The organism is Alteraurantiacibacter buctensis, assembly GCF_009827655.1.
GTDB classification, from domain to species: Bacteria; Pseudomonadota; Alphaproteobacteria; order Sphingomonadales; family Sphingomonadaceae; genus Alteraurantiacibacter; species Alteraurantiacibacter buctensis.
Genome location: NZ_WTYV01000001.1, coordinates 485,079 through 503,803 on the forward strand (window position 1 = coordinate 485,079; position 18,725 = coordinate 503,803).

Sequence of the window (18,725 nt, forward strand, 5' to 3'; positions counted from 1 at the left end):
CTATTCGCCCTTCAGCGCCCGGATATTGGCGGCGTACCGATCGGGGCCACCGGCAAAGGTGGCGCTGCCGGCCACCAGCACGTGGGCCCCGGCATCCATGCACTGGCGCGCGGTCTCCGCGTTCACGCCGCCATCCACTTCCACCAGCACGTCCAGCCCGCGCTTGTCGATGGTGCTGCGGATCGCCTCCACCTTGCGCAACTGGCTGGCGATGAAGCTCTGCCCGCCGAAGCCGGGATTGACGCTCATCACCAGCACCAGGTCGATCTCCTCGTAGAGGTAATCGAGCATCTTGGCCGGCGTTCCGGGGTTGAGCGAAAGCCCGGCCTTCTTGCCCAGGTTCCTGATGGTCTGCACGCTGCGATGGACATGCGGGCCAGCTTCGGGGTGAACGGTGATGATGTCAGCCCCAGCAGCGGCGAACTGGTCGATCCACTGGTCGACCGGAGCGCACATCAGGTGCACGTCGAACGGCTTGTCGGTGTAGGGGCGCAGCGCTTTCACCACGCCGGGCCCGATGGTGAGGTTGGGCACGAAGTGGCCGTCCATCACGTCCACGTGGATCCAGTCTGCCCCGGCAGCATCGATGGCGCGCACCTCCTCGCCCAGCCGGGCAAAGTCGGCCGAAAGGATGGAGGGAGATATCAGGGGGCGCGCCATAGTGCCTTGAGGCCCTACGCGCGCGCGATTCGGGGAACAAGGCAGCCGGGGCGATTTTGCACAGGGGGAAACTACCTATAGTGGGTGGGGCGGCCGGATTGCCGCAGGGTTAGCGCCCGCTTCAGGTCGCATTCACTGGCCAAACACTAGTTACACGTGCAAACGGGGGCTGCCCCGGCATTGTCTTTTGGTCACAGGATTGCCCATGTTCGCCCAGTTTCGCCGTGCCGCTTCCGGCAAGGTCCTTGCTGCCGCCGCGTCCGTCGCCGTTGTGGCCGGCGGCCTGGTGGCCGTGCCCGCAATGGCCCAGTACCAGCAGGAAATCCGCAACGACATGAGCCGCTGCCGCGCCGGCACACCGTCGATCCGGGTCAACGTGTCGGGCATTGAACGGGCCAGCGGCACGGTGCGCGTGCAGCTCTATCGCGGGATCGAGAGCGAATGGCTCCAGCGCGGCAAGTGGCTCTACCGCATCGAGGCACCTGCCCGCGCCGGGGCGATGAGCTTCTGCCTGCCGGTGCCCGAGGCCGGGTCCTATGCCGTGGCCGTGCGCCATGACATCAACGGCAACGGCAGCACCGACATCAGGACCGATGGCGGGGCCATGTCGAACAACCCCAGCATCAACATCTTCAACCTGGGCCGCCCCAGCGTGAACCGCACCCGTTTCACCGTGGGCGGCGACATGGTGACGCTGAACCTCAACATGCGGTATATGTGAGTCAGGGCTGGCGTTTCGCGCGCCAGACCTTCCATAGCACCGCCGGGGCCGACAGGATCGGATGCGCCTCGCGCCAAGGGGTGACGTCCACCTTCACCCCGGTGTGCCGTTCTACCTTCCACGCCGCATAGCGGCCCGCGCCGTCGAAGGTGCGTGTGGCGCGGACCAGGCGGGCCACGTTCAACGCCTTGCCCAGCCGCCGTCGTTTCGCCCACCACGAGAGGACGGCACGGCGCTGGAAGTGCGGCATGTCCGGCACGATCGTGTCACCCTGCACGGTGAAGCGCATCCCGTCGGCCGCCAGCGCGGCGGGCAGCAGGCCGGCGAAATGCGCGGGATTGAGGTCGAGGATCGAATTCTCGCGCCCCGGCTTCTCCACCCGCAGTTCCGCCTTGTAGGTGTTGCGAAACAGTGCGCCCCAATAGTCGCGCTCGCTCCCCCGTTCCGGCCCCAGCGCCACGGCCAGCCGGGCGGCGGTGCGGGCGGCATTCTGCAACGCCTCGGCCACCGCATCACGCGCGGCCTCGTCTGCTGCCCAGACCAGCGCGCTCGGCTGCACGAATCGCGCCCACACCGTGGTGTCGCGGCTGTCGCCCCGGCAGGCGGCAGCGAACTTGGCCAGCGTCATCGTGGCGATCTTGGCGCGCAGGGTGCGGCCTTCGCAGTCCCATTCGCGATAGGACACGCGCGGCCACAGGCCCCGTTCCGCCGGGCCGCCGGTCAGCACGTAATAGTCGATCACCCCGTCCAGCTCGCCGGTCCGCAGGTTGGAGCCATAGAACAGCACCGCCCGGGCATCCGCCTCGCCCGCCAGCCGTGCGGCGAAGGCGGCCACCGCCGGATGGACCTGGCGGGACAGTGCCGCGTCCACCCGCGCGGCCAGAGGCGCGCTCACGGAACTACGAAGCGCAGCCGGGGGCCGGCGAACACGCGGTAGTGGCCGGCGGGAAACTCCTCGCCATCGAGGATGAAGGTTTCCGACAGGTCCATGACGAATTCCTCGCCGCCTTCCACGTGCATCCCCTGGCGCAGAACCTTGGGCGCAATCTGGCCGCGGAAGATCAGCGGCAGGCGCAGCAGGATCGAGCGGCGCGGATTGTCCAGCACCGCCAGCCGCACCGGCGCCTTCAGGTCGCCGAAGGGCTTGAGACCGGCAGGAAAGCCTTCCAGCGAGGAGGCGAAGACCATGAACCGCTCGTCCGCAGGCGCACCGCCGGCGTGGGCCAGTTCCTGCCCGTTCTCCAGCCGCAGGCGCATCCGGCTGGTCTTGCGCCACGGGTTGCCGGCCGAACCGAAGAAGGCCTGCAGCACGCTCCACAGCGCGGTCACCCCCACGGCGGCGGCGTTGAACGCGCCATAGCGGTGCGCATCCTGCCCCAGGCTGATCGAGCGGGTGAACACCCCCGCCCCCAGCACGAAGCCGCGCACCTGCGAGCGTTCGTCGCCCGCCTCGGCCACCACCAGCGGGCGGCGCACCACGTGGCTGTCCCGCCGCGCGGCTTCCAGTGCCTCCGCCAGCGGCCACAGGCGTGGCACCTTCAGGTCATAGGCCAGGGCATTTGTCTTGCCGCTGGGCAGCAGGATCAGCGTGGGCCAGGCATCGCCGAACACGCCTGCGCCGCAGCTCAGCACGTCACGCACGGTGCCATCGCCGCCGTCGATGGCGATGTAATCCACCCGCTGGGCGGCAAAATCGGCCAGGATGGCCGGCAGCTCGCTGCGCTGCGAAGGGGCGGCGGTGATCACGCCGGGCAGGTCCGAGCCATCACCGCTGCGGGCATGGCCGTGGCTGCGCGGATTGCGGATCAACCCCACCAGCGGCACGGCCCGCACCGGCGGGGCAGCACGCGCGGCATCGTCCACCGGCGCGGCATCGACCTGCGGCAGACGTTCGAAACGATGAATCATACCGTGCATGCGTCTTGCTTAACCATTCACACCGGCAAGGGTCTTGGCCCTTTTCTCCGGTTCCGCAAGCCTCTGATGGCCAGGGGAGGCGCTTCTTAGGGCCTGCCCGCCCCGATGTCGCGCAAGAAAACCTGCCCGCTGGCGCAATCGATTCGCCCGCGATAGACTGGCCCCATGCTGACATCCGCCCTGCTTGATGCCGCCCGCGCGATCGAACCGCGCATTACTGCCCTGCGCCGTGCGATCCACGCCGAACCGGAACTGGGGCTGGACACCCCGCTGACGCTGGCCAAGGTCCGCGCCGAGCTGGCCGACCTGCCGCTGGAGTGGCGCACCGGCAACACGACGACGGGAGCAGTAGCGACCCTGAAGGGAGCCAGGCCGGGGCCAAGCGTGCTCTTGCGCGGCGACATGGACGCCCTGCCGATGGACGAGCACACCGGCCTGCCTTTCGCCTCCACCATTCCCGGGCGGATGCATGCCTGCGGACACGATACCCACACCGCCATGCTGGCCGGCGCCGCGCGCATCCTGGCCGCGCGCCAGGCGGACATTGCGGGCGAAGTGCGCTTCATGTTCCAGCCGGGCGAGGAAGGCTTCCACGGCGCGCGTTTCATGCTTGAGGAGGGGCTGCTGGATCCCCTGCCCGATGCCGCCTTTGCCCTGCACATCATGCCCAATTCGCCGCACGGGATGATCGCCGGCAAGCCCGGGGCCATGCTGGCCGCTGCCGACCAGTTCGACATCACCATCCAGGGCAAGGGCGGCCACGCCAGCCTGCCCCATGACACCGCCGATCCGGTGCCTGCCGCCGCCGCTATCGTCACCGCCATCCAGGCGATGGTGACCCGCCGCTTCGCCGCGTCCGAGGCGACCGTGGTCACCGTCTCGATGATCGAGGCGGGCACGGCGCACAACATCATCCCCAACCACGCCCACATGCGCGGCACGATCCGCACCCTGTCTGCCGAGCGGCGGCAGGCGGTGCGCGCGGCGCTGACCGAGGTGGCCGAGCTGACCGCCCGCGCCCACGGCTGCACGGCGGACGTCACGGTCACCGAAGGCTTCCCCGTCACCAACAACGATCCGCGCGCGATCGACCTGGGCCGCGCCGTGGCCGAGGAGATGGGCGGGCCGGACAAGTGGCACCAGATGGCCCATTCGCTGATGGGCGCGGAAGACTTCTCCTACGTGCTGCAGAAGGTGCCGGGAGCCATGTTCTTCCTGGGCGTGGCGCACGAGGGCAAGGACTGGACCACCTGTTGCGGTATCCACAACAGCCGGATGATGGTGGACGAGAGCGTGATGCCCAAGGGCAGCGCCTTCCTGGCATCCTGCGCCCTGCGCTACCTGGAGCGCGGCTGGGCGTAAGACTCCTCCGGCAAGGGCCAAATTAACCATTGCCGCGCTAGACCGGCCGCCGGATGAAGCGGCTCGAATGCCTCGATGCGCTGCGCGGGATCGCCGCGCTGCTGGTGGTGCTGCAGCATGTGCTGGAGCAGGCCGTGCCGCATTTCGTGCTGCTGCAATGGTGCAATATCGGCCGGCTGGGCGTGTTCCTGTTCTTCCTGATTTCCGGCTTCGTGGTGCCATTCAGCATTCGCGGCGATCGGCCGCTGCGCCGCTTCGCCATCAGCCGCGCGGCGCGCCTGCTCCCGGCCTTGTGGCTGTCCATCGCGGTGATGCTGGCCTTTGCCAGCGCCACGCCGGGCGTGGTGCTCGCCAACATGGCGATGATCGCCCGCCCGCTGGGCCTGCCCGAACTGGCGGGAGTCTACTGGACGCTGACCTACGAACTGGCGTTTTACCTGGTAGTCGCCGGGCTGTTCACGTGCGGCCTGCTGCGCAACGCGCGGGTGGTGGGCCTGGCCACGCTGGTGCTGCTGGCGGGCGTGGTGCCTGCCGTGCCCACGGGATACGCGGGCATGCTGCTCAACTTCTCGCTGCTGCTGACCGGCCTGCTGCTGCGCCTGGCCCTGCTGGAGCAGGATCCCAGGGCACGACCCTGGGCCGTGGCCGCAACCGTAGCGCTGCTGGCGGCGGGCAGCGGCTATGCCCTGCTGTTCGACGGCGGCAATCCGCGCATCGACGGGCTGCCGCGCCTGACTGCCACCTTGCTGGCCGTGCCGATCTTCCTGGCAACCGTGTTGCGCCAGCCGGCGGCGGGGCGGGTGCCGGTGTTCCTGGGGACGATCAGCTATTCGGTCTACCTGTTCCAGGAACCGGTGCTGCGCGCCCTGCACGGCCTGCTGGCCATCGATGCAACGCTGTATGTGCTGGCCGTGCCGGCAGCCACGATTGCCGTGGCGAGCGCGGTCTATTTCTGGGTAGAACGACCCTTCATCGCGCTGGGCCAACGCCGGACTGCCACCCGTCCGCTGCCTGCCTAGCCTCTTGCATGGCCCGCCAGCGCAGGCCTAAGCCATCCCGATGACCGAAGAACTCGACGGATGGTTCCGGATGCCGCTGTGCTTTGGCCCGGCCCCCGGCCCGCGCAACCTGCCGCAGGACCAGCGGCACCGGCGCTACACCAAGGATATCCACTCGGTCACCCTGGCCGCGCATAGCGACGGCGCCATGCTGCAGGCCCTGCTGCCCGCCGGCCTCTCGCTGGACGGCGCACCGCGGATCGAGATGGTCTTCACCGCCTTCCGCAACATCGGCTGGCTGGCTGGGCGCGGTTACGACATCGTGATGGTCCGCATTCCCGCCCGCTGGCGCGAGGGCGACCAGGATGTGGCGGGCCATTTCGTGCCCGTGGTGTGGGAGAACATGGCCGATCCCATCATCACCGGCCGCGAGGAGCTGGGCTGGGCCAAGATCTATGGCGAGATTGCCCAGTACACGGCAGCAGACGGCGGCTGGACCGGCGTGGCAAGCTGGGACGGGCACCCGTTCCTGTCGGCGGAGGCCACCGGCTTCGCGCCCGCCGCTCCGCCCGCGCCGCCGCCGCCAATGGTGTTCCGCAAGTACGTGCCGCGCACCGGCCTTCCCGGGCAGGCCGATGTCGACTGCCTGACGCGGACCGCGCCAGACGGCCCGCCCGCCACGCTTGTTGCCAGTGAGGGCGGCAGCGGCCGTTTCGCCTTCCATCCCGCGCGGTGGGAGGACATGCCCACGCAGTATCGTATCGTGAACGGCCTGGCCGCCCTGCCGCTGCACGATTTCCTGCCCGCCAGCCGCACCCATGTGTCCGGCGGCGGAGACGGCAGCGGCCAGCGCGAACTGGTGGTAGACTGAGCGGCCCGTCAGCCGAAGGGGCGCAGCCGCGCCAGGTCCTCCTCCGGCAGGCTGAGGCCGAACACGGTATCCAGCACGTCGGCATAATCGGCCAGGTCTGCCACCTGCCGCTTCTGCGTCTCGCCATCGCGATAGATCGCCAGCCGGTCGCCGGTCAGCCCGGCAAAGCCGCCGGGCAGCACGCGGCTGACCACGTGGAAGGTGGTGAAGCGTTCACCGGGGCGGGTGGATGTCCAGTGGTTGCCCTGCTCCAGGTCACCCTGCGCCACCGGTGCCAGGTCGAAGGCATATTGCGGCTGCCATTCGCTGCTGGGGGTATAGCGGCCATCGGCCCCCTCCACCGGTTCGGCCCGTTCCAGCAGCCATTCTCCCCGCGAATCAACGATGTGCCGCAGGCGATGGGCCGCGCCGTCCGCCGTGTCCGCGCTGGCCCCGTCCGCCAGGGGCAGCGGGGGCACGAAGCTGCCGCCGAAGCCGCCGTCGGCGATCCAATCCTGCCCGCCGATCCGCGCCAGCAGCAGCACGTGGGTGCGCGGCGGCACCTGGCCCGGCGGCACGCCCAGCAGGACGCGCGCCAGCAGCGGGCGGGTGGGCAGGTCCGCCAGAGCCAGCATGTCGCCAAGCAGGCGGTTCTGCTCGAAACAGTAACCGCCCCGCCGCCGCTCCACCAGCTTGGCGAAGACATTCGCCCCGTCGATGGCAACGCCCCGGCCCAGCGGGATGTCGAGGTTCTCGAACGGGATCGCCTGCCGGTGCGCGGCCAGCCAGCGGGTGAGGCCGGCAGGATCGCCCGGCATGGGGCCGGCCAGGCCGATGCGGGCGAGGTATCTGAATAGCTTTTCGTCAGGCATGGTCCACTCCGGGCCCTGCACACAGCAGGATTGGGCTGCGCTTCGCTCCGCCCGCCTCCGGCCCGGCGGGCCTGCGACTCCGAACGAAGTTTGGCTCCGTGGATGCGCCAAGGGCGCCACTCCTGCTGGAGCGGCGCCCTTGGCGCACCCGACAGGATTCGAACCTGTGACCTCTGCCTTCGGAGGGCAGCGCTCTATCCAGCTGAGCTACGGGTGCAACAGGGGGCCGCCTAGCAACGGGCGGGGCCAACGCCAAGTCCTATTGTGGACCAAGCGATCAGCGCGTGCGCGAACCGGACTCGCCGAACTGGTTGAGCGTGGTGCCGTTGGGCAGGGTGACGGTGACGTTGAAGCCGCCATTGCGCCCGTCGCGCAGGGCATAGTGCGTCAGGCTGATCACCTGCCCGGGCTGCAGCGAGCGGCGCGACCAGCCATAGCGCACCAGGTGGTTGGGGCTCATCCCTTCAAACGCATAGCGCGTGCCATCGGCCGAATGGGCGTAGAGGAAGGTGTGCGGATTGGTCCACTCCCAGCGGTCCACCGTCATGTTGTCCAGCCGGGTGCTGGTGCCCCAGGCGAACATGGCGGTGGAGTGGTGGGCGGACCCCGGAATCGCCAGCGTGGCGACCGATGCAACAGCGACAGCGCAGGCCAGCAACCCACGACGGATGATGGTGCTCTTCATGCTCTCTCTCCTGAGCCAGGGCGGTTGAACGCACCCTGAGCAAAACACGTCGACGATCCTTTGCCAGCAACCGTTTGACAAAATCAACCCGGTGCCTTGACTTGATACCAATTGCGACATCATTTGGATGGGCAAAATCAACCAGCGCAGGCAGGAAATGCCGCCTGAGATCCGGGGAGGGAGCAGATGACTTTGAGGGCTGTGGGGATGCACGCAGGACTGCTTGGCGCCGTATTGGCATCCGCTGTGGTGCTGGCTGCACCGGTGGCCGCGCAGGAGGCCTATGCCCCGCCGCGCGCCACCGATTACGGCACTGTCACCGGCCTGCCGGACTGGGGCGGCATCTGGTATCCCGACTGGTCGCAGCTTTTTTCGACCCGCGGCGCCCGCCCGGTGCTGACCGAGCGGGGGCGGCAGATCCTCGACGCCTATAACGAATCGATCCGCGAGAACGGCCCCAACCAGGAAGCCCAGGCCCAGTGCCTGCCGCCGGGCCTGCCGGGCCTGATGCAGCAGCCCTATCCGATCGAGATCCTGTTCAGCCCGGGACGGGTGACGATCCTGACCGAAGCCTATGCCCAGGCCCGCCGGGTCTATACCGACGGGCGCCCGTTGCCCGAGGATTTCGACCTGTTCTACAACGGCAATTCGGTCGGCTTCTGGGATGGCGATACCCTGGTGGTGGACACCAACGGCCTGCATCCGCGCACCAACATCGTGCCCGGCCTGCCGCACACCGAAGCCAGCCGCGTGCATGAGCATATCTGGCGCGCCGGGCCGGAAAGCCTGTTCATCGAGTACACCATCACCAATCCGGAACTGCTGGCCCAGCCCTATGTGACGCGGGTGGCTTACAAGCTGGATAACGAGTTCCCGATCCGCGAATATGTCTGCTCGGAGAACAACCGGCTGGAAGCGGGCGAGAACGGGGCCAATATCGACCTGGGATTCGAGCATCTGGACGAGCCCGACCCGTTCGGGCCTGCTCCCGCCGAGTAAGTGGACGCCTGCGGCCTGCCCGCTAACCAATTGGCAAGCCGGGACAGGGTAAGTCCGGCGGCATGAACATTCCGCCTGCCCAGTTTGGCCAGTACGCCCCGCGCAGCCCTGCTGCCCCGCCCCGCCCCGCCGCCGAGCGCGGCACGCTGGCCGCCAGCGCCACCAGCATGCGCTGGTCCGCCCTGGGCGATGCCGGCACGGTAGTGGCCACGCTGGCCGGGGTGGAGCCCGAGGCGACCAGCCGGGCGCTGCGCAATTTCCCCGTGCTGATCCGCGAGTGCCCACAATGGCGGCGCGATCTGGCCGAGAACATGGTGGCCGATCTGGCTGCCGTGATGGAACCGGGCATCGCCGCCCTGCTGGCGGTCAACGCCCGAGGCGCCGATCCGCGCCCCGCCGCCCACGCCCTGTGGCGTGAATTCACCGCCGCGCGCGCCGCTGTGCTGGCGCTGCTGCCGCCCAGCGGCGACATGGGGCACCCCCGGCTGGCCTGAACCGGCCCTCCGGCAAGCGCCAGCCGCTTGACCGTGTTCTACTTTCGTTCCAGAATTGCGGCATGCCCGATTCGCCGCTTGCCCAACCTGTGTCCGCTTCCGACTTCGCCGGCCGCCACGGCCAGCGGGCGCTGGAGGTGGCGCGCGGCGTATGCCGCCTGTTCGCCCGCAACGGGGTGTGGCTGATCCCGGAAATGCCGCTGCGTAACCGGCGCCGGGCCGACCTGATGGGGCTGGACCCGCGCGGGCAGATCGTGATCGTGGAGATCAAGACCGCCCGGGGTGACCTGATGGGCGACGGCAAGTGGCCCGACTACCTCGATTTCTGCGACCGGTTCTACTGGGCCCTGCCGCCAGAGCTTGACCGCGCCTGCCTGGACGGGGCGGATTTCCGGCCCGACCTGTGCGGCATCATGGTGGGCGATGCCTACGATGCGGAAATCGTCCGCCCCGCCCCCAGCCAGCCGCTGGCCCCCGCTCGCCGCAAGGCCGAGATCGAGCGTCTCGCCCGCGCCGCCCTGCGCCGCCAGACCGTGCTGGGCGATCCGGCCTGCGCCAGCTGGGAGTGATGGCCCAAACGCGGCCCGCCCCGGCCAGGCGGCCCAAAGCCCCCCTGTTGCAAGCCGCGCGGCAGTGCTAACCGACCGGGCATGACCGGCACCGATCCCGCACCCCTGGCCCTGGCCGCCGCCGCATCGGCCGTGGCGATGGTGCTGATCGTGGGCCTGCGCTACCTGGCCACCAGCGGTTTCTTCGCCTGGCTGACCGGGCGGCTGCATCCCGGGCTGTACCAGGGGCTTGACCGGCAGGTGAAAGCGGAAATCGGCTGGTCGCTGGTCTCGGCGGCGATCTATGGGCTGCCCGCCGGGCTGGTTGCCTGGGGCTGGCAGAACCGCGGGTGGACGCAGATCTACACCGATGTGTCGGCCTGGCCGCTGTGGTACCTGCCGCTCTCGCTGTTCCTCTACCTCTTCGCGCACGACACCTGGTTCTACTGGACCCACCGCTGGATGCACGTGCCGCGCTGGTTCAAACTGGCCCATGCGGTCCACCATGCCAGCCGCCCGCCCACGGCCTGGGCGGCAATGAGCTTTCACCCGATCGAGGCGCTGACCGGCGCCCTGGTGGTGCCGCTGCTGGTGTTCGTAATTCCGGTCCACATCGGCGTGCTGGGGCTGGTGTTGCTGATCATGACCGTGATGGGCGTGACCAATCACATGGGCTGGGAGATGTTCCCCCGCGCGCTTGTTCATTCCAAAGCAGGCAATTGGGTGATAACGGCGACGCATCACCAGCGCCATCACGACGAGTACCTATGCAATTTCGGCCTGTACTTCCGCTTCTGGGACAAGCTCTGCGGCACCGATCGCGGGCTTTCGCCGCGCTTGTAGCAGGTGGGGCGGTGGCCGGTGCCGGGCTGCTGCTGGCAACGCCCGCCGCCTCCACCGCGGGGTCAACCTCGGTCAGCGTGGCGGTAACGGGCTTGCGCAACACCAATGGCCTGGTGCAGGCCTGCCTCACCTCCGCCCCGCGCCACTTCCCCGATTGCGACCGCGATCCGGCTGCCCAGCGGCTGACCGTCCATGCCGGCAGCAACCTGGTGCTGGAATTCGATGACGTGCCGCCGGGCACCTATGCCGTGGCCGTGCTGCATGATGAAAACGGCAACGGCCGGGTGGACAAGATGCTGATGATTCCGCGCGAAGGCTTCGGCTTCTCGCGCGATGCCCCGGTCCGCATGGGCCCGCCGCACTTCACCGATGCCGCCTTCGACCTGGGCACTGCGCCCAACCGGCAGAGCATCCGCATGCGCTATATGCTCTAAGCGGGTAATACCGGGCACAACTTCACCGAATATTTACCACGTCGCGCCATAGCGGTCCCCGTACAAGATCAAGGGATTGCGTGGCGATGGACACATTGCGGGGACAGTTCGGCAGCCAGGATGCCGCCGATAACGACAGCTACCTGCCGTCCCACGACGCTTCCGGCGATGCGCCCCCGGCGGTGATCGGCGGGGACGAGCGCCGCATGCAGGTGCGCGCCTACAACTTCTGGGCGGGCCTGCTCGACAACCGCAATTTCCCCGCCGTGGAGGATCTTCACCCAGAAAGCCTGCCCGATTTCGGCCCGCACGGGGTGCTGCTGGATTTCTCCGCGGGAATCGACGATCCCGCCGTGGTCTTCATCGGTGACCGGCTGGCCGCCGAATGCGATGCCGCCGACGCCAAGGCCAGTGGCACGATCCGCCGCCTGTCCGACGTGCCATCGCGCTCGCTGCTCAGCCGGATTACCGACCATTACATGCAGATCCTGGCCAACCAGGCCCCGATCGGCTTCGAGGCGGAATTCATCACCCCGCGCGGCACCACGGTGCTCTATCGCGGGATCCTGCTGCCCTTTTCAAGCAACGACGAGACGATCGACTTCATCTTTGGCGTGATTAACTGGAAGGAGCTGGCCGACGCCCGCACCGCGGACGAGCTGCTGCTGGAGATCGACCAGGCGCTGGAACTGCCGCGCACCCGCAGCGACACGCCGCTGGCCGACTGGGCCGACGGCCCCGGTGCGATGGTTGCGCAGGCGCTTCCCGTACCCTCTTTCGGGCTGCTGGACGATGATGCCGCGCCTGGGCCGGCCCCTGCCCCTGCGTCCGGATCCGACAGCCTGGCCGATATCCTGGCCGCCGCCCGCGCCTTGGCCGCCGAAGCCCGCACCAGCGAGGACCGGACCCGCCAGGCGCTCTACCAGGCGATTGGCCGGGCCTACGATTTTGCCCTGGCCGCCGCTGCCGCACCCGACGATTTCGCCGGGCTGGTGGCCGATGCCGGCCTGACCGTGCAGGACCGCGCGCCGATGACCCCGGTGGTCAAGCTTGTCTTCGGGGCAGATTACGACAAGACGCGGCTGACCGAATATGCCGCCGCCCTGCTGCACGCCCAGCGGCTGGGCCTGCCGCAGGGTGCGCTGGCCGATTACCTGCGCGCGGCCCCGGGCGGCCTCAAGGGCGTGGTGGCGCAGGAACGCGCCTTGCGCCGGGCCGACGACGAGGCCAGCCCGCTGGCCCGCCATGTGAACGCCTTCCACGCCCTGCGCCAGCTTGCCCCGCTGGACCTGTCAGCCCTGCCTGCCGATGGCGAGGAGTTTGCCCTGGTGATGGTCCGTCGCACCGGTGCGGGGCACATGGTGGTGCTGGGCGAGGTTCCGCCCGATGCCGGGCTGGTGGAGCGCGCCGCGCGCAAGCTGGTCGGCTGACCGGCGCAGGAGCACATCGCGCCAGTCTTCATTTTGCGTTCAGGCGTGGCCACGTTAGACAGGCCCCGCCGATGCGCCCGATCCTTGCCTTCCTGTCCAGCCTGGTGCTGCTGCTTGCCAGCACCGTGCCCGCTGCGGCCCAGTCCATCCTGCGCGATGCCGAGACCGAGGCGCTGTTCCAGGACATGCTCGACCCGCTGGTGGAAGCCGCCGGCATGGATGCAGGCTCGGTCAAGGTCTACCTGGTCAACGACAATTCCATCAACGCCTTCGTGGCCACCGGGCAGCGGATGTACATCCACACCGGGCTGATCGCGGAAAGCGACAATGCGCTGCAGGTGCAGGGCGTGATGGCGCACGAGCTGGGCCATATCGTGGGCGGCCATTCGCTGCGCATCTATGAAGGCGCGAGCAATGCCATGCGCATTTCGCTGCTGACCACGCTGGCCGGCATTGCCGCAGCGCTGGCCGGCGGGGGCGAGGCGGCGATGGCGGCGATGGCGCTGGGCCAGCAGGCAGCGATGAGCAATTTCCTCAGTTTCAGCCGCACGCAGGAATCAAGCGCCGATGCCGCCTCGGTCCGCTTCCTCGATGGAGCCGGCATCAGCGGGCGCGGCTCGCTGGAGTTTTTCGGCAAGCTGCAGAACTACGAATTCATGCGCGGCATCAGCCAGAACCAGAACCAGGAATACGGCCGCACACACCCCCTGTCGGGCAACCGCATTGCGGCCCTGCGCGGCGATTTCGAGCAGAGCGCGGCATGGGAGCGGCCCGGCGATGCGAGCATCGAGGAGCGGTTCCAGCGGGTGAAGGCCAAGCTTTATGGCTATCAGGCCACGCCCGAGCGGACGCTGGCGGCCTTCCCCACCTACATGACCAGCATACCGGCGCGCTATGCGCGCGCCTATGCCTATCACCACGATGCGCAGATGGACCTGGCAACGGCGGAGGCCGATGCCCTGATCGCGGCCGAGCCGGACAACCCCTATTTCCTGGAGCTGAAGGGCCAGATCCTGCTCGAATCGGGCCATCCCGAAGCCTCGCTGGCACCGCTGCGCCGCGCGGTGGAGCTGACCAATTCGGACCCGCTGATCGCCCCCACACTGGGCCACGCGCTGGTCGCCACCGAGAACCCGGCCTACCTGGAGGAGGCAGAGCGGGTGCTGCGCGCCGCCGTGGGCAAGGACCGGCAGAACCCCTTCGCCTGGTACCAGCTTGGCGTGGTTTACGGGATGCGCGGCGATTTTCCCCGCGCCCAGCTCGCCAGTGCCGAACAGCAGGTGCTCTCGGGCAATTTCCGAGGCGCCTTTGCCAATGCCGGCGCGGCCGAATCGGCGCTGCCCGCCGGCTCGCCCGACTGGATCCGCGCGCAGGACATCGGCCGCGAGGCGCGCGTGGCGATTGAACGCGAGGAGGATCGCGACTAGCTGTATCCGATGATGCGCTGGATCGTTACGATTGCCGTTTCGCTGTTTGCCGGGTTTGCTGGTGCGGCGTTGTTTGCCCTGACGGGGCTGTCCGACATGCAGACCCGGTCCTACCTGCTGGCCAATCCCGAAGTGCTGCCCGAGGCGATGGAGGTCTTGCAGACCCGCGATACTGCCGCACGCATCGCCCCGGTGCGGGCGGAACTGGAAACCCCCTTCCCCGGCATGGTGCTGGGCAATCCGGCGGGGACGATCACCCTGGTGGAATTCACCGACTATGCCTGCACCTATTGCCGGCAGAGCCTGCCCGATGTGACCAGCCTGATCGCCGCCAACCCGGACCTGAAGGTGGTGATCCGCGAATATCCGATCCTGACCGAACACAGCGCCGATGCCGCGCGCATGGCGCTGGCTGCCGCCCAGCAGGGCCGGTTTGCCCAGTTCCACGATGCCATGTTCGCCGCCGGACAGGTAACCCCGGCCACGATCGAGGCTGCCGCCACCAGCGCCGGGGTCAACCTGGCAATGGCCCGCCAGGCCATCGAATCCGGTCGCTTCGAAAGCCACCTGCAGAACACCATGTTCCTGGCCCAGAACCTGGGCATCAGCGGCACGCCTGCCTGGATCGTGGGTGACCGGGCGCTTGATGGCGCGGTGGGCCTGGACGCGCTGGGCCGCGCCGTGGCCGACGCGCGCGAGGCCGGTTGAGGCCGGGCACGGGCATGGCGCTCACCTTCTCGCGCCGGGGCTCGCGCCGGGACAGCAAGCCGGCCCACAGGCCTGCAAGCGCGCTGACCGAGCCGGTCGGCATCCTCGAGCTGACCCCCACCCCCTTCTTCGGTGACAAGAACCGTGCCTTCTGGCGGCTGCAGCTACTAGGATGGGGCGGGGCCATGCTGCTGCGATCGGCCACGGCGCTGGCCAACGACCTGTCACTGGATTTCCTGGTGCTGGTGCTGATCGCCACGATCACCGGCTTCTCGCTCAGCCTGATCCTCTCGGTCATCTACGGCCAGCTCATCAACCGCCGTCCTCTGGTGACATGGGGGGTGACCGCGCTGTCCCTGGCCGTGGCGGTGTTCGTCTCGGCCTTCATCAACGCGTGGACCATCTCGCTGCGGCCCGAAGCGGCGGAAACCAGTTTCACCAGCCTGGTGCTGGGCGTGTTCTACCTCGACATGACGCTGCTGGGGGCCTGGTCGGCCCTCTATTACGCGATCAACTATTTCCTGCGGGTGGAGGAGCAGAACGACCGGCTGTTGCGGCTGGAGGCGCAGGCTACCGCCGCGCAACTGGCCATGCTGCGCTACCAGTTGAACCCGCACTTCCTGTTCAACACCCTGAATTCGATCAGCACGCTGGTGCTGCTGAAGCAGACCGAACCGGCCAACGCCATGCTGATCCGCCTCAGTGGTTTCCTGCGGCACACACTGGTGACCCAGCCGGGCGCACGGGTAACCGTGGCGCAGGAAGTGGAGACGCTGCACCTCTATCTCGGCATCGAACGCATGCGCTTCGAGGAACGGCTGCGCACCGAGTTCAATATCGATCCCGCCGCGGCGCAGGCGCTGATCCCCTCCATGCTGCTGCAACCGCTGATCGAGAATGCGATCAAGTACGGCGTTTCCGCGCAGGAGGAAGGCGCGCGCATCACCCTGTCCGCCCAGGTGCTGGGGCGGCACCTGCGGATCACCGTCAGCGATACCGGACCCGGCCTGCAGGGTTCGCGCCGCAGCGACATCATCGACAACGCCCCGCGCGCCGGCGCTCCCGCCTCCACCGGCGTAGGCCTGGCCAATATCCGCGACCGGCTGGCCCAGGCCTATGGCGAGGATCACCGCTTCGCCATCGAAACCCCGGCCGGTGGTGGCTTCACCGTGTTCATCGAGATCCCCTACGAGCGGGAGGAACCCACCCAGCCCTTGGCACAAAACCCGGCGCAATCTGCCTTGCCGGGGAAACCTCCTGCCGCCCCGACAGTTGACGGGGCAACACAGCAAAAGGCAATCGGAACCGGCACATGACTATTCGCACCATCCTCGTCGATGACGAGAAGCTGGCGATCCAGGGCCTGCAATTGCGGCTGGAAGCCTTTCCCGACGTCGAGATCATCGGCACTTGCGCCAACGGGCGCGAGGCGATCCGCGCCATCAAGACCGAAAAGCCCGACCTGGTGTTCCTCGACATCCAGATGCCGGGCTTCGACGGCTTCAGCGTGGTGAAGGGGGTGATGGACCTTGATCCCCCGCTGTTCGTCTTCGTTACCGCCTACGAGGAACACGCCATCCGGGCTTTCGAGGCGAATGCGGTCAACTACCTGATGAAGCCGGTGGACGAGGCCAAACTGGCCGACACCGTGGAACGCGTGCGCCAGCGGCTGGCCGAACGGCGCAGCGCGGAAGAGGCGGGCAAGCTGAAGGGCGTGCTGGCCGAAGTGGCGCCGGATGCCATCGACGCCATGCCGGATGAGGGCGATCCCAATGCCAACGTCAGTTCCGGCCGCTATGAAAAGCTCATCAACATCAAGGACAAGGGCCAGATCTTCCGCGTCGATGTCGATTCGATCGAGCGGATCGAGGCGGCGGGCGACTACATGGTAATCTACACCGCCGACAACAGCCTGATCCTGCGCGAGACGATGAAGGACCTGGAACGCCGGGTCGATCCGCGCAGCTTCCAGCGCGTCCACCGCTCCACCATCGTCAACCTCGATCAGGTGCGCCAAGTGCGCCCGCACACCAATGGCGAATGCTTCCTGGTGCTGGAATCGGGTGCCGAGGTGAAGGTTTCACGCTCTTACCGTGACGTGGTCGCCCGCTTTATCTGACGGTTGCGGTCGTCGCGCCCCGCGTTAAGGGTGGCGCATGAGCGCATTCACCCTGCCCGGCTTCGACCTCGACCGTTTCGTCCGCGCCACGCTGGATGAGGACCTGGGTACTGGCCTGCCGGGCGGCGGGCATGATGTTACCGCCGAAAGCGTGATCCCCGCCGATGCGCGGTTTTCCGGCGTGATGGACAGCCGCGATGCCATAACCGTGGCGGGCCTGCCCATCGCCATCGCCTTCTTCCGCGCGCTCGATCCGGACATGAAGATCGAATTGCTGGCGGAAGATGGCCAACAGGTGCCCGCCGGGTCCGACCTGATGCGGCTGGAAGGCAATGCCCGCGCCATGCTGACGGGGGAGCGCAGCGCGCTCAACACCGTGCAGCATCTGAGCGGCATTGCAACGCTCACCCGCACCTATGCCGATGCGATGGGGGCAACCGGCGCCCGCCTGCTCGATACCCGCAAGACCATTCCCGGCCTCCGGATGCTGGAGAAATACGCCGTGCGCATGGGCGGCGGCACGAATCACCGCATGGGCCTGTGGGACGCGGCGATGATCAAGGACAACCACGTGCTGGTGGCGGGGGACGTGGGCGAGGCGGTACGCCGTGCGCGCGCCGCCGGGGTGAAAGACGTGATCTGCGAGGTCGACCGGCTGGACCAGATCGAACCGGCCCTGGCCGCGGGGGCCAGTCACATCCTGCTCGACAACATGGATGCGGACACGCTCCGCAAGGCCGTGCAGATCGTGGCCGGCCGCGCGGTGACCGAGGCGAGCGGCGGCATCACGCTAGACACCATTGCCGCCAAGGCCGCCAGCGGGGTGGATTTCGTCTCGGTCGGCCGCCTGACGCAGAGCGCGCCCGCCGCCGACATCGGGCTGGATTTCACGCCGCTGTGAAGCGCGCGGCACTTGCCCTGCTGCTGGCGCTAATGCCCGGCACGGCCTGGGCCCAGGCCTACCAGTGCCAGGCCCCCGCCGCGCCGCTCTCGGTCCCGCCGGTCACCATGGACGGGCCGGTGCGCCAGGTGCCGGTGGCCCGCTATACCCTGGCCCTGAGCTGGAGCCCGGAATTCTGCCGCGGACGCGAGACCTCCGCCCGCAACGCCTTCCAGTGTTCGGGCAGCGGCGGACGCTTCGGCTTCATCCTCCACGGCCTGTGGCCCGAGGGGCGGGGCAGCGCCTATCCCCAATGGTGTCCCACGCGGCGCACCGTCTCCCCGGCCCTCGCCCGCCAGCACCTGTGCATGACGCCCGATACCTGGCTGCTGGCCCACGAATGGGCCAAGCACGGGGCCTGCATGTCCGGCACGCCCGAACGCTATTTCGCCACCGCGCGCGGCCTGTGGAACGCGCTGCGCTGGCCCGATTACGATCGCATCTCGCGCCAGCAGGGCCTGACGGCGGGCGACGTGCGCCAGGCCTTCGTGGAGGCCAACCCCGGCTTCACCGCCGACCAGGTGGGCCTGCGCCTCAACCCGCGCGGCTGGCTGACCGAAATGCGCCTGTGCTACGACCGCCGCCTGCGGCCGACACGCTGCAACAACTGGCAGCTTGGCGTGGCCGATGAAACCGAAGTGCGTATCTGGCGAGGGTTGTGACCCATCCGGCCGCCAATTGTTCGGTTCGCGGCCAGCGAACCGCAAGGCCGACCGGC

Annotated in this window: 21 protein-coding genes and 1 tRNA gene; 16 read left to right on the forward strand and 6 right to left on the reverse strand. The window is 68.3% G+C overall.

Features of this window, described 5'->3' with window-relative positions; all coding sequences use genetic code 11:
• On the reverse strand, positions 1-660 hold the full coding sequence (gene rpe, locus GRI99_RS02165; RefSeq protein ID WP_160770354.1) for a ribulose-phosphate 3-epimerase: 660 nt from the start codon (positions 658-660) through the stop codon (positions 1-3).
• 205 nt (positions 661-865) lie between these two features.
• Here rpe and GRI99_RS02170 point away from each other — a divergent pair, with 205 nt between their 5' ends.
• A complete protein-coding gene (locus tag GRI99_RS02170; protein WP_160770355.1) occupies positions 866-1,381 on the forward strand; it encodes a DUF2141 domain-containing protein in 516 nt (171 codons plus the stop codon).
• Between the two features lies 1 nt (position 1,382).
• On the opposite strand, the gene GRI99_RS02175 is transcribed toward GRI99_RS02170, so the two are convergent.
• Complete coding sequence (locus GRI99_RS02175; protein ID WP_160770356.1) at positions 1,383-2,276, reverse strand: hypothetical protein; 894 nt, start codon at positions 2,274-2,276, stop codon at positions 1,383-1,385.
• A complete protein-coding gene (locus GRI99_RS02180; RefSeq protein ID WP_160770357.1) occupies positions 2,273-3,298 on the reverse strand; it encodes a diacylglycerol kinase family protein in 1,026 nt (341 codons plus the stop codon). The genes GRI99_RS02175 and GRI99_RS02180 overlap by 4 nt, the downstream gene beginning before the upstream one ends.
• A gap of 165 nt (positions 3,299-3,463) precedes the next feature.
• Between GRI99_RS02180 and GRI99_RS02185 the strand changes: the two genes are divergently transcribed.
• The 3 genes from GRI99_RS02185 to GRI99_RS02195 are packed head-to-tail and all read left to right on the forward strand — an operon-like array spanning position 3,464 to position 6,529.
• A complete protein-coding gene (locus GRI99_RS02185; RefSeq protein WP_160770358.1) occupies positions 3,464-4,660 on the forward strand; it encodes a M20 metallopeptidase family protein in 1,197 nt (398 codons plus the stop codon).
• Positions 4,661-4,713: 53 nt separating this feature from the next.
• Positions 4,714-5,679: an acyltransferase family protein gene (locus tag GRI99_RS02190; RefSeq protein ID WP_160770359.1), complete on the forward strand. Its 966-nt coding sequence runs from the start codon at positions 4,714-4,716 to the stop codon at positions 5,677-5,679.
• A 40-nt stretch (positions 5,680-5,719) separates the two neighbouring features.
• On the forward strand, positions 5,720-6,529 hold the full coding sequence (locus tag GRI99_RS02195; RefSeq protein ID WP_160770360.1) for an acetoacetate decarboxylase family protein: 810 nt from the start codon (positions 5,720-5,722) through the stop codon (positions 6,527-6,529).
• An 8-nt stretch (positions 6,530-6,537) separates the two neighbouring features.
• Here the strand turns inward: GRI99_RS02195 and GRI99_RS02200 are convergent, their stop codons facing one another.
• The 3 genes from GRI99_RS02200 to GRI99_RS02210 form a co-directional block, all read right to left on the reverse strand.
• Complete coding sequence (locus GRI99_RS02200; protein ID WP_160770361.1) at positions 6,538-7,380, reverse strand: arylamine N-acetyltransferase family protein; 843 nt, start codon at positions 7,378-7,380, stop codon at positions 6,538-6,540.
• A 140-nt stretch (positions 7,381-7,520) separates the two neighbouring features.
• Positions 7,521-7,597, reverse strand: a tRNA-Arg gene (locus tag GRI99_RS02205).
• Positions 7,598-7,657: 60 nt separating this feature from the next.
• On the reverse strand, positions 7,658-8,065 hold the full coding sequence (locus GRI99_RS02210; RefSeq protein WP_160770362.1) for a DUF6152 family protein: 408 nt from the start codon (positions 8,063-8,065) through the stop codon (positions 7,658-7,660).
• Positions 8,066-8,251: 186 nt separating this feature from the next.
• Here GRI99_RS02210 and GRI99_RS02215 point away from each other — a divergent pair, with 186 nt between their 5' ends.
• The 12 genes from GRI99_RS02215 (at position 8,252) to GRI99_RS02270 (ending at position 18,669) form a co-directional block, all read left to right on the forward strand.
• A complete protein-coding gene (locus GRI99_RS02215; protein ID WP_160770363.1) occupies positions 8,252-9,064 on the forward strand; it encodes a hypothetical protein in 813 nt (270 codons plus the stop codon).
• 62 nt (positions 9,065-9,126) lie between these two features.
• Complete coding sequence (locus GRI99_RS02220) at positions 9,127-9,558, forward strand: hypothetical protein (RefSeq protein ID WP_237438070.1); 432 nt, start codon at positions 9,127-9,129, stop codon at positions 9,556-9,558.
• A 62-nt stretch (positions 9,559-9,620) separates the two neighbouring features.
• Complete coding sequence (locus GRI99_RS02225; RefSeq protein ID WP_160770364.1) at positions 9,621-10,127, forward strand: MmcB family DNA repair protein; 507 nt, start codon at positions 9,621-9,623, stop codon at positions 10,125-10,127.
• An 81-nt stretch (positions 10,128-10,208) separates the two neighbouring features.
• On the forward strand, positions 10,209-10,949 hold the full coding sequence (locus GRI99_RS02230) for a sterol desaturase family protein (protein ID WP_237438071.1): 741 nt from the start codon (positions 10,209-10,211) through the stop codon (positions 10,947-10,949).
• 11 nt (positions 10,950-10,960) lie between these two features.
• The gene (locus GRI99_RS02235; protein ID WP_337192829.1) at positions 10,961-11,383 is read left to right on the forward strand and encodes a DUF2141 domain-containing protein; all 423 of its coding nucleotides are present in this window, start codon (positions 10,961-10,963) and stop codon (positions 11,381-11,383) included.
• A gap of 86 nt (positions 11,384-11,469) precedes the next feature.
• A complete protein-coding gene (locus GRI99_RS02240; RefSeq protein ID WP_160770366.1) occupies positions 11,470-12,813 on the forward strand; it encodes a PAS domain-containing protein in 1,344 nt (447 codons plus the stop codon).
• A 71-nt stretch (positions 12,814-12,884) separates the two neighbouring features.
• On the forward strand, positions 12,885-14,240 hold the full coding sequence (locus GRI99_RS02245) for a M48 family metalloprotease (RefSeq protein WP_160770367.1): 1,356 nt from the start codon (positions 12,885-12,887) through the stop codon (positions 14,238-14,240).
• A gap of 9 nt (positions 14,241-14,249) precedes the next feature.
• The gene (locus tag GRI99_RS02250) at positions 14,250-14,948 is read left to right on the forward strand and encodes a DsbA family protein (protein WP_237438072.1); all 699 of its coding nucleotides are present in this window, start codon (positions 14,250-14,252) and stop codon (positions 14,946-14,948) included.
• A gap of 14 nt (positions 14,949-14,962) precedes the next feature.
• Positions 14,963-16,264, forward strand: coding sequence for a sensor histidine kinase (locus GRI99_RS02255; protein ID WP_160770368.1), 1,302 nt, complete (start codon positions 14,963-14,965; stop codon positions 16,262-16,264).
• Positions 16,261-17,067: a LytR/AlgR family response regulator transcription factor gene (locus GRI99_RS02260; RefSeq protein ID WP_160770369.1), complete on the forward strand. Its 807-nt coding sequence runs from the start codon at positions 16,261-16,263 to the stop codon at positions 17,065-17,067. Before GRI99_RS02255 ends, GRI99_RS02260 begins: the two co-directional genes overlap by 4 nt.
• Positions 17,068-17,104: 37 nt before the next feature.
• Positions 17,105-17,968, forward strand: coding sequence for a carboxylating nicotinate-nucleotide diphosphorylase (nadC, locus tag GRI99_RS02265; protein ID WP_160770370.1), 864 nt, complete (start codon positions 17,105-17,107; stop codon positions 17,966-17,968).
• Positions 17,965-18,669 carry a ribonuclease T2 family protein gene (locus GRI99_RS02270; protein WP_337192830.1) on the forward strand — a complete coding sequence of 235 codons (705 nt, stop codon included), beginning with the start codon at positions 17,965-17,967 and terminating at the stop codon, positions 18,667-18,669. Before nadC ends, GRI99_RS02270 begins: the two co-directional genes overlap by 4 nt.
• Positions 18,670-18,725: the final 56 nt, after the last annotated feature.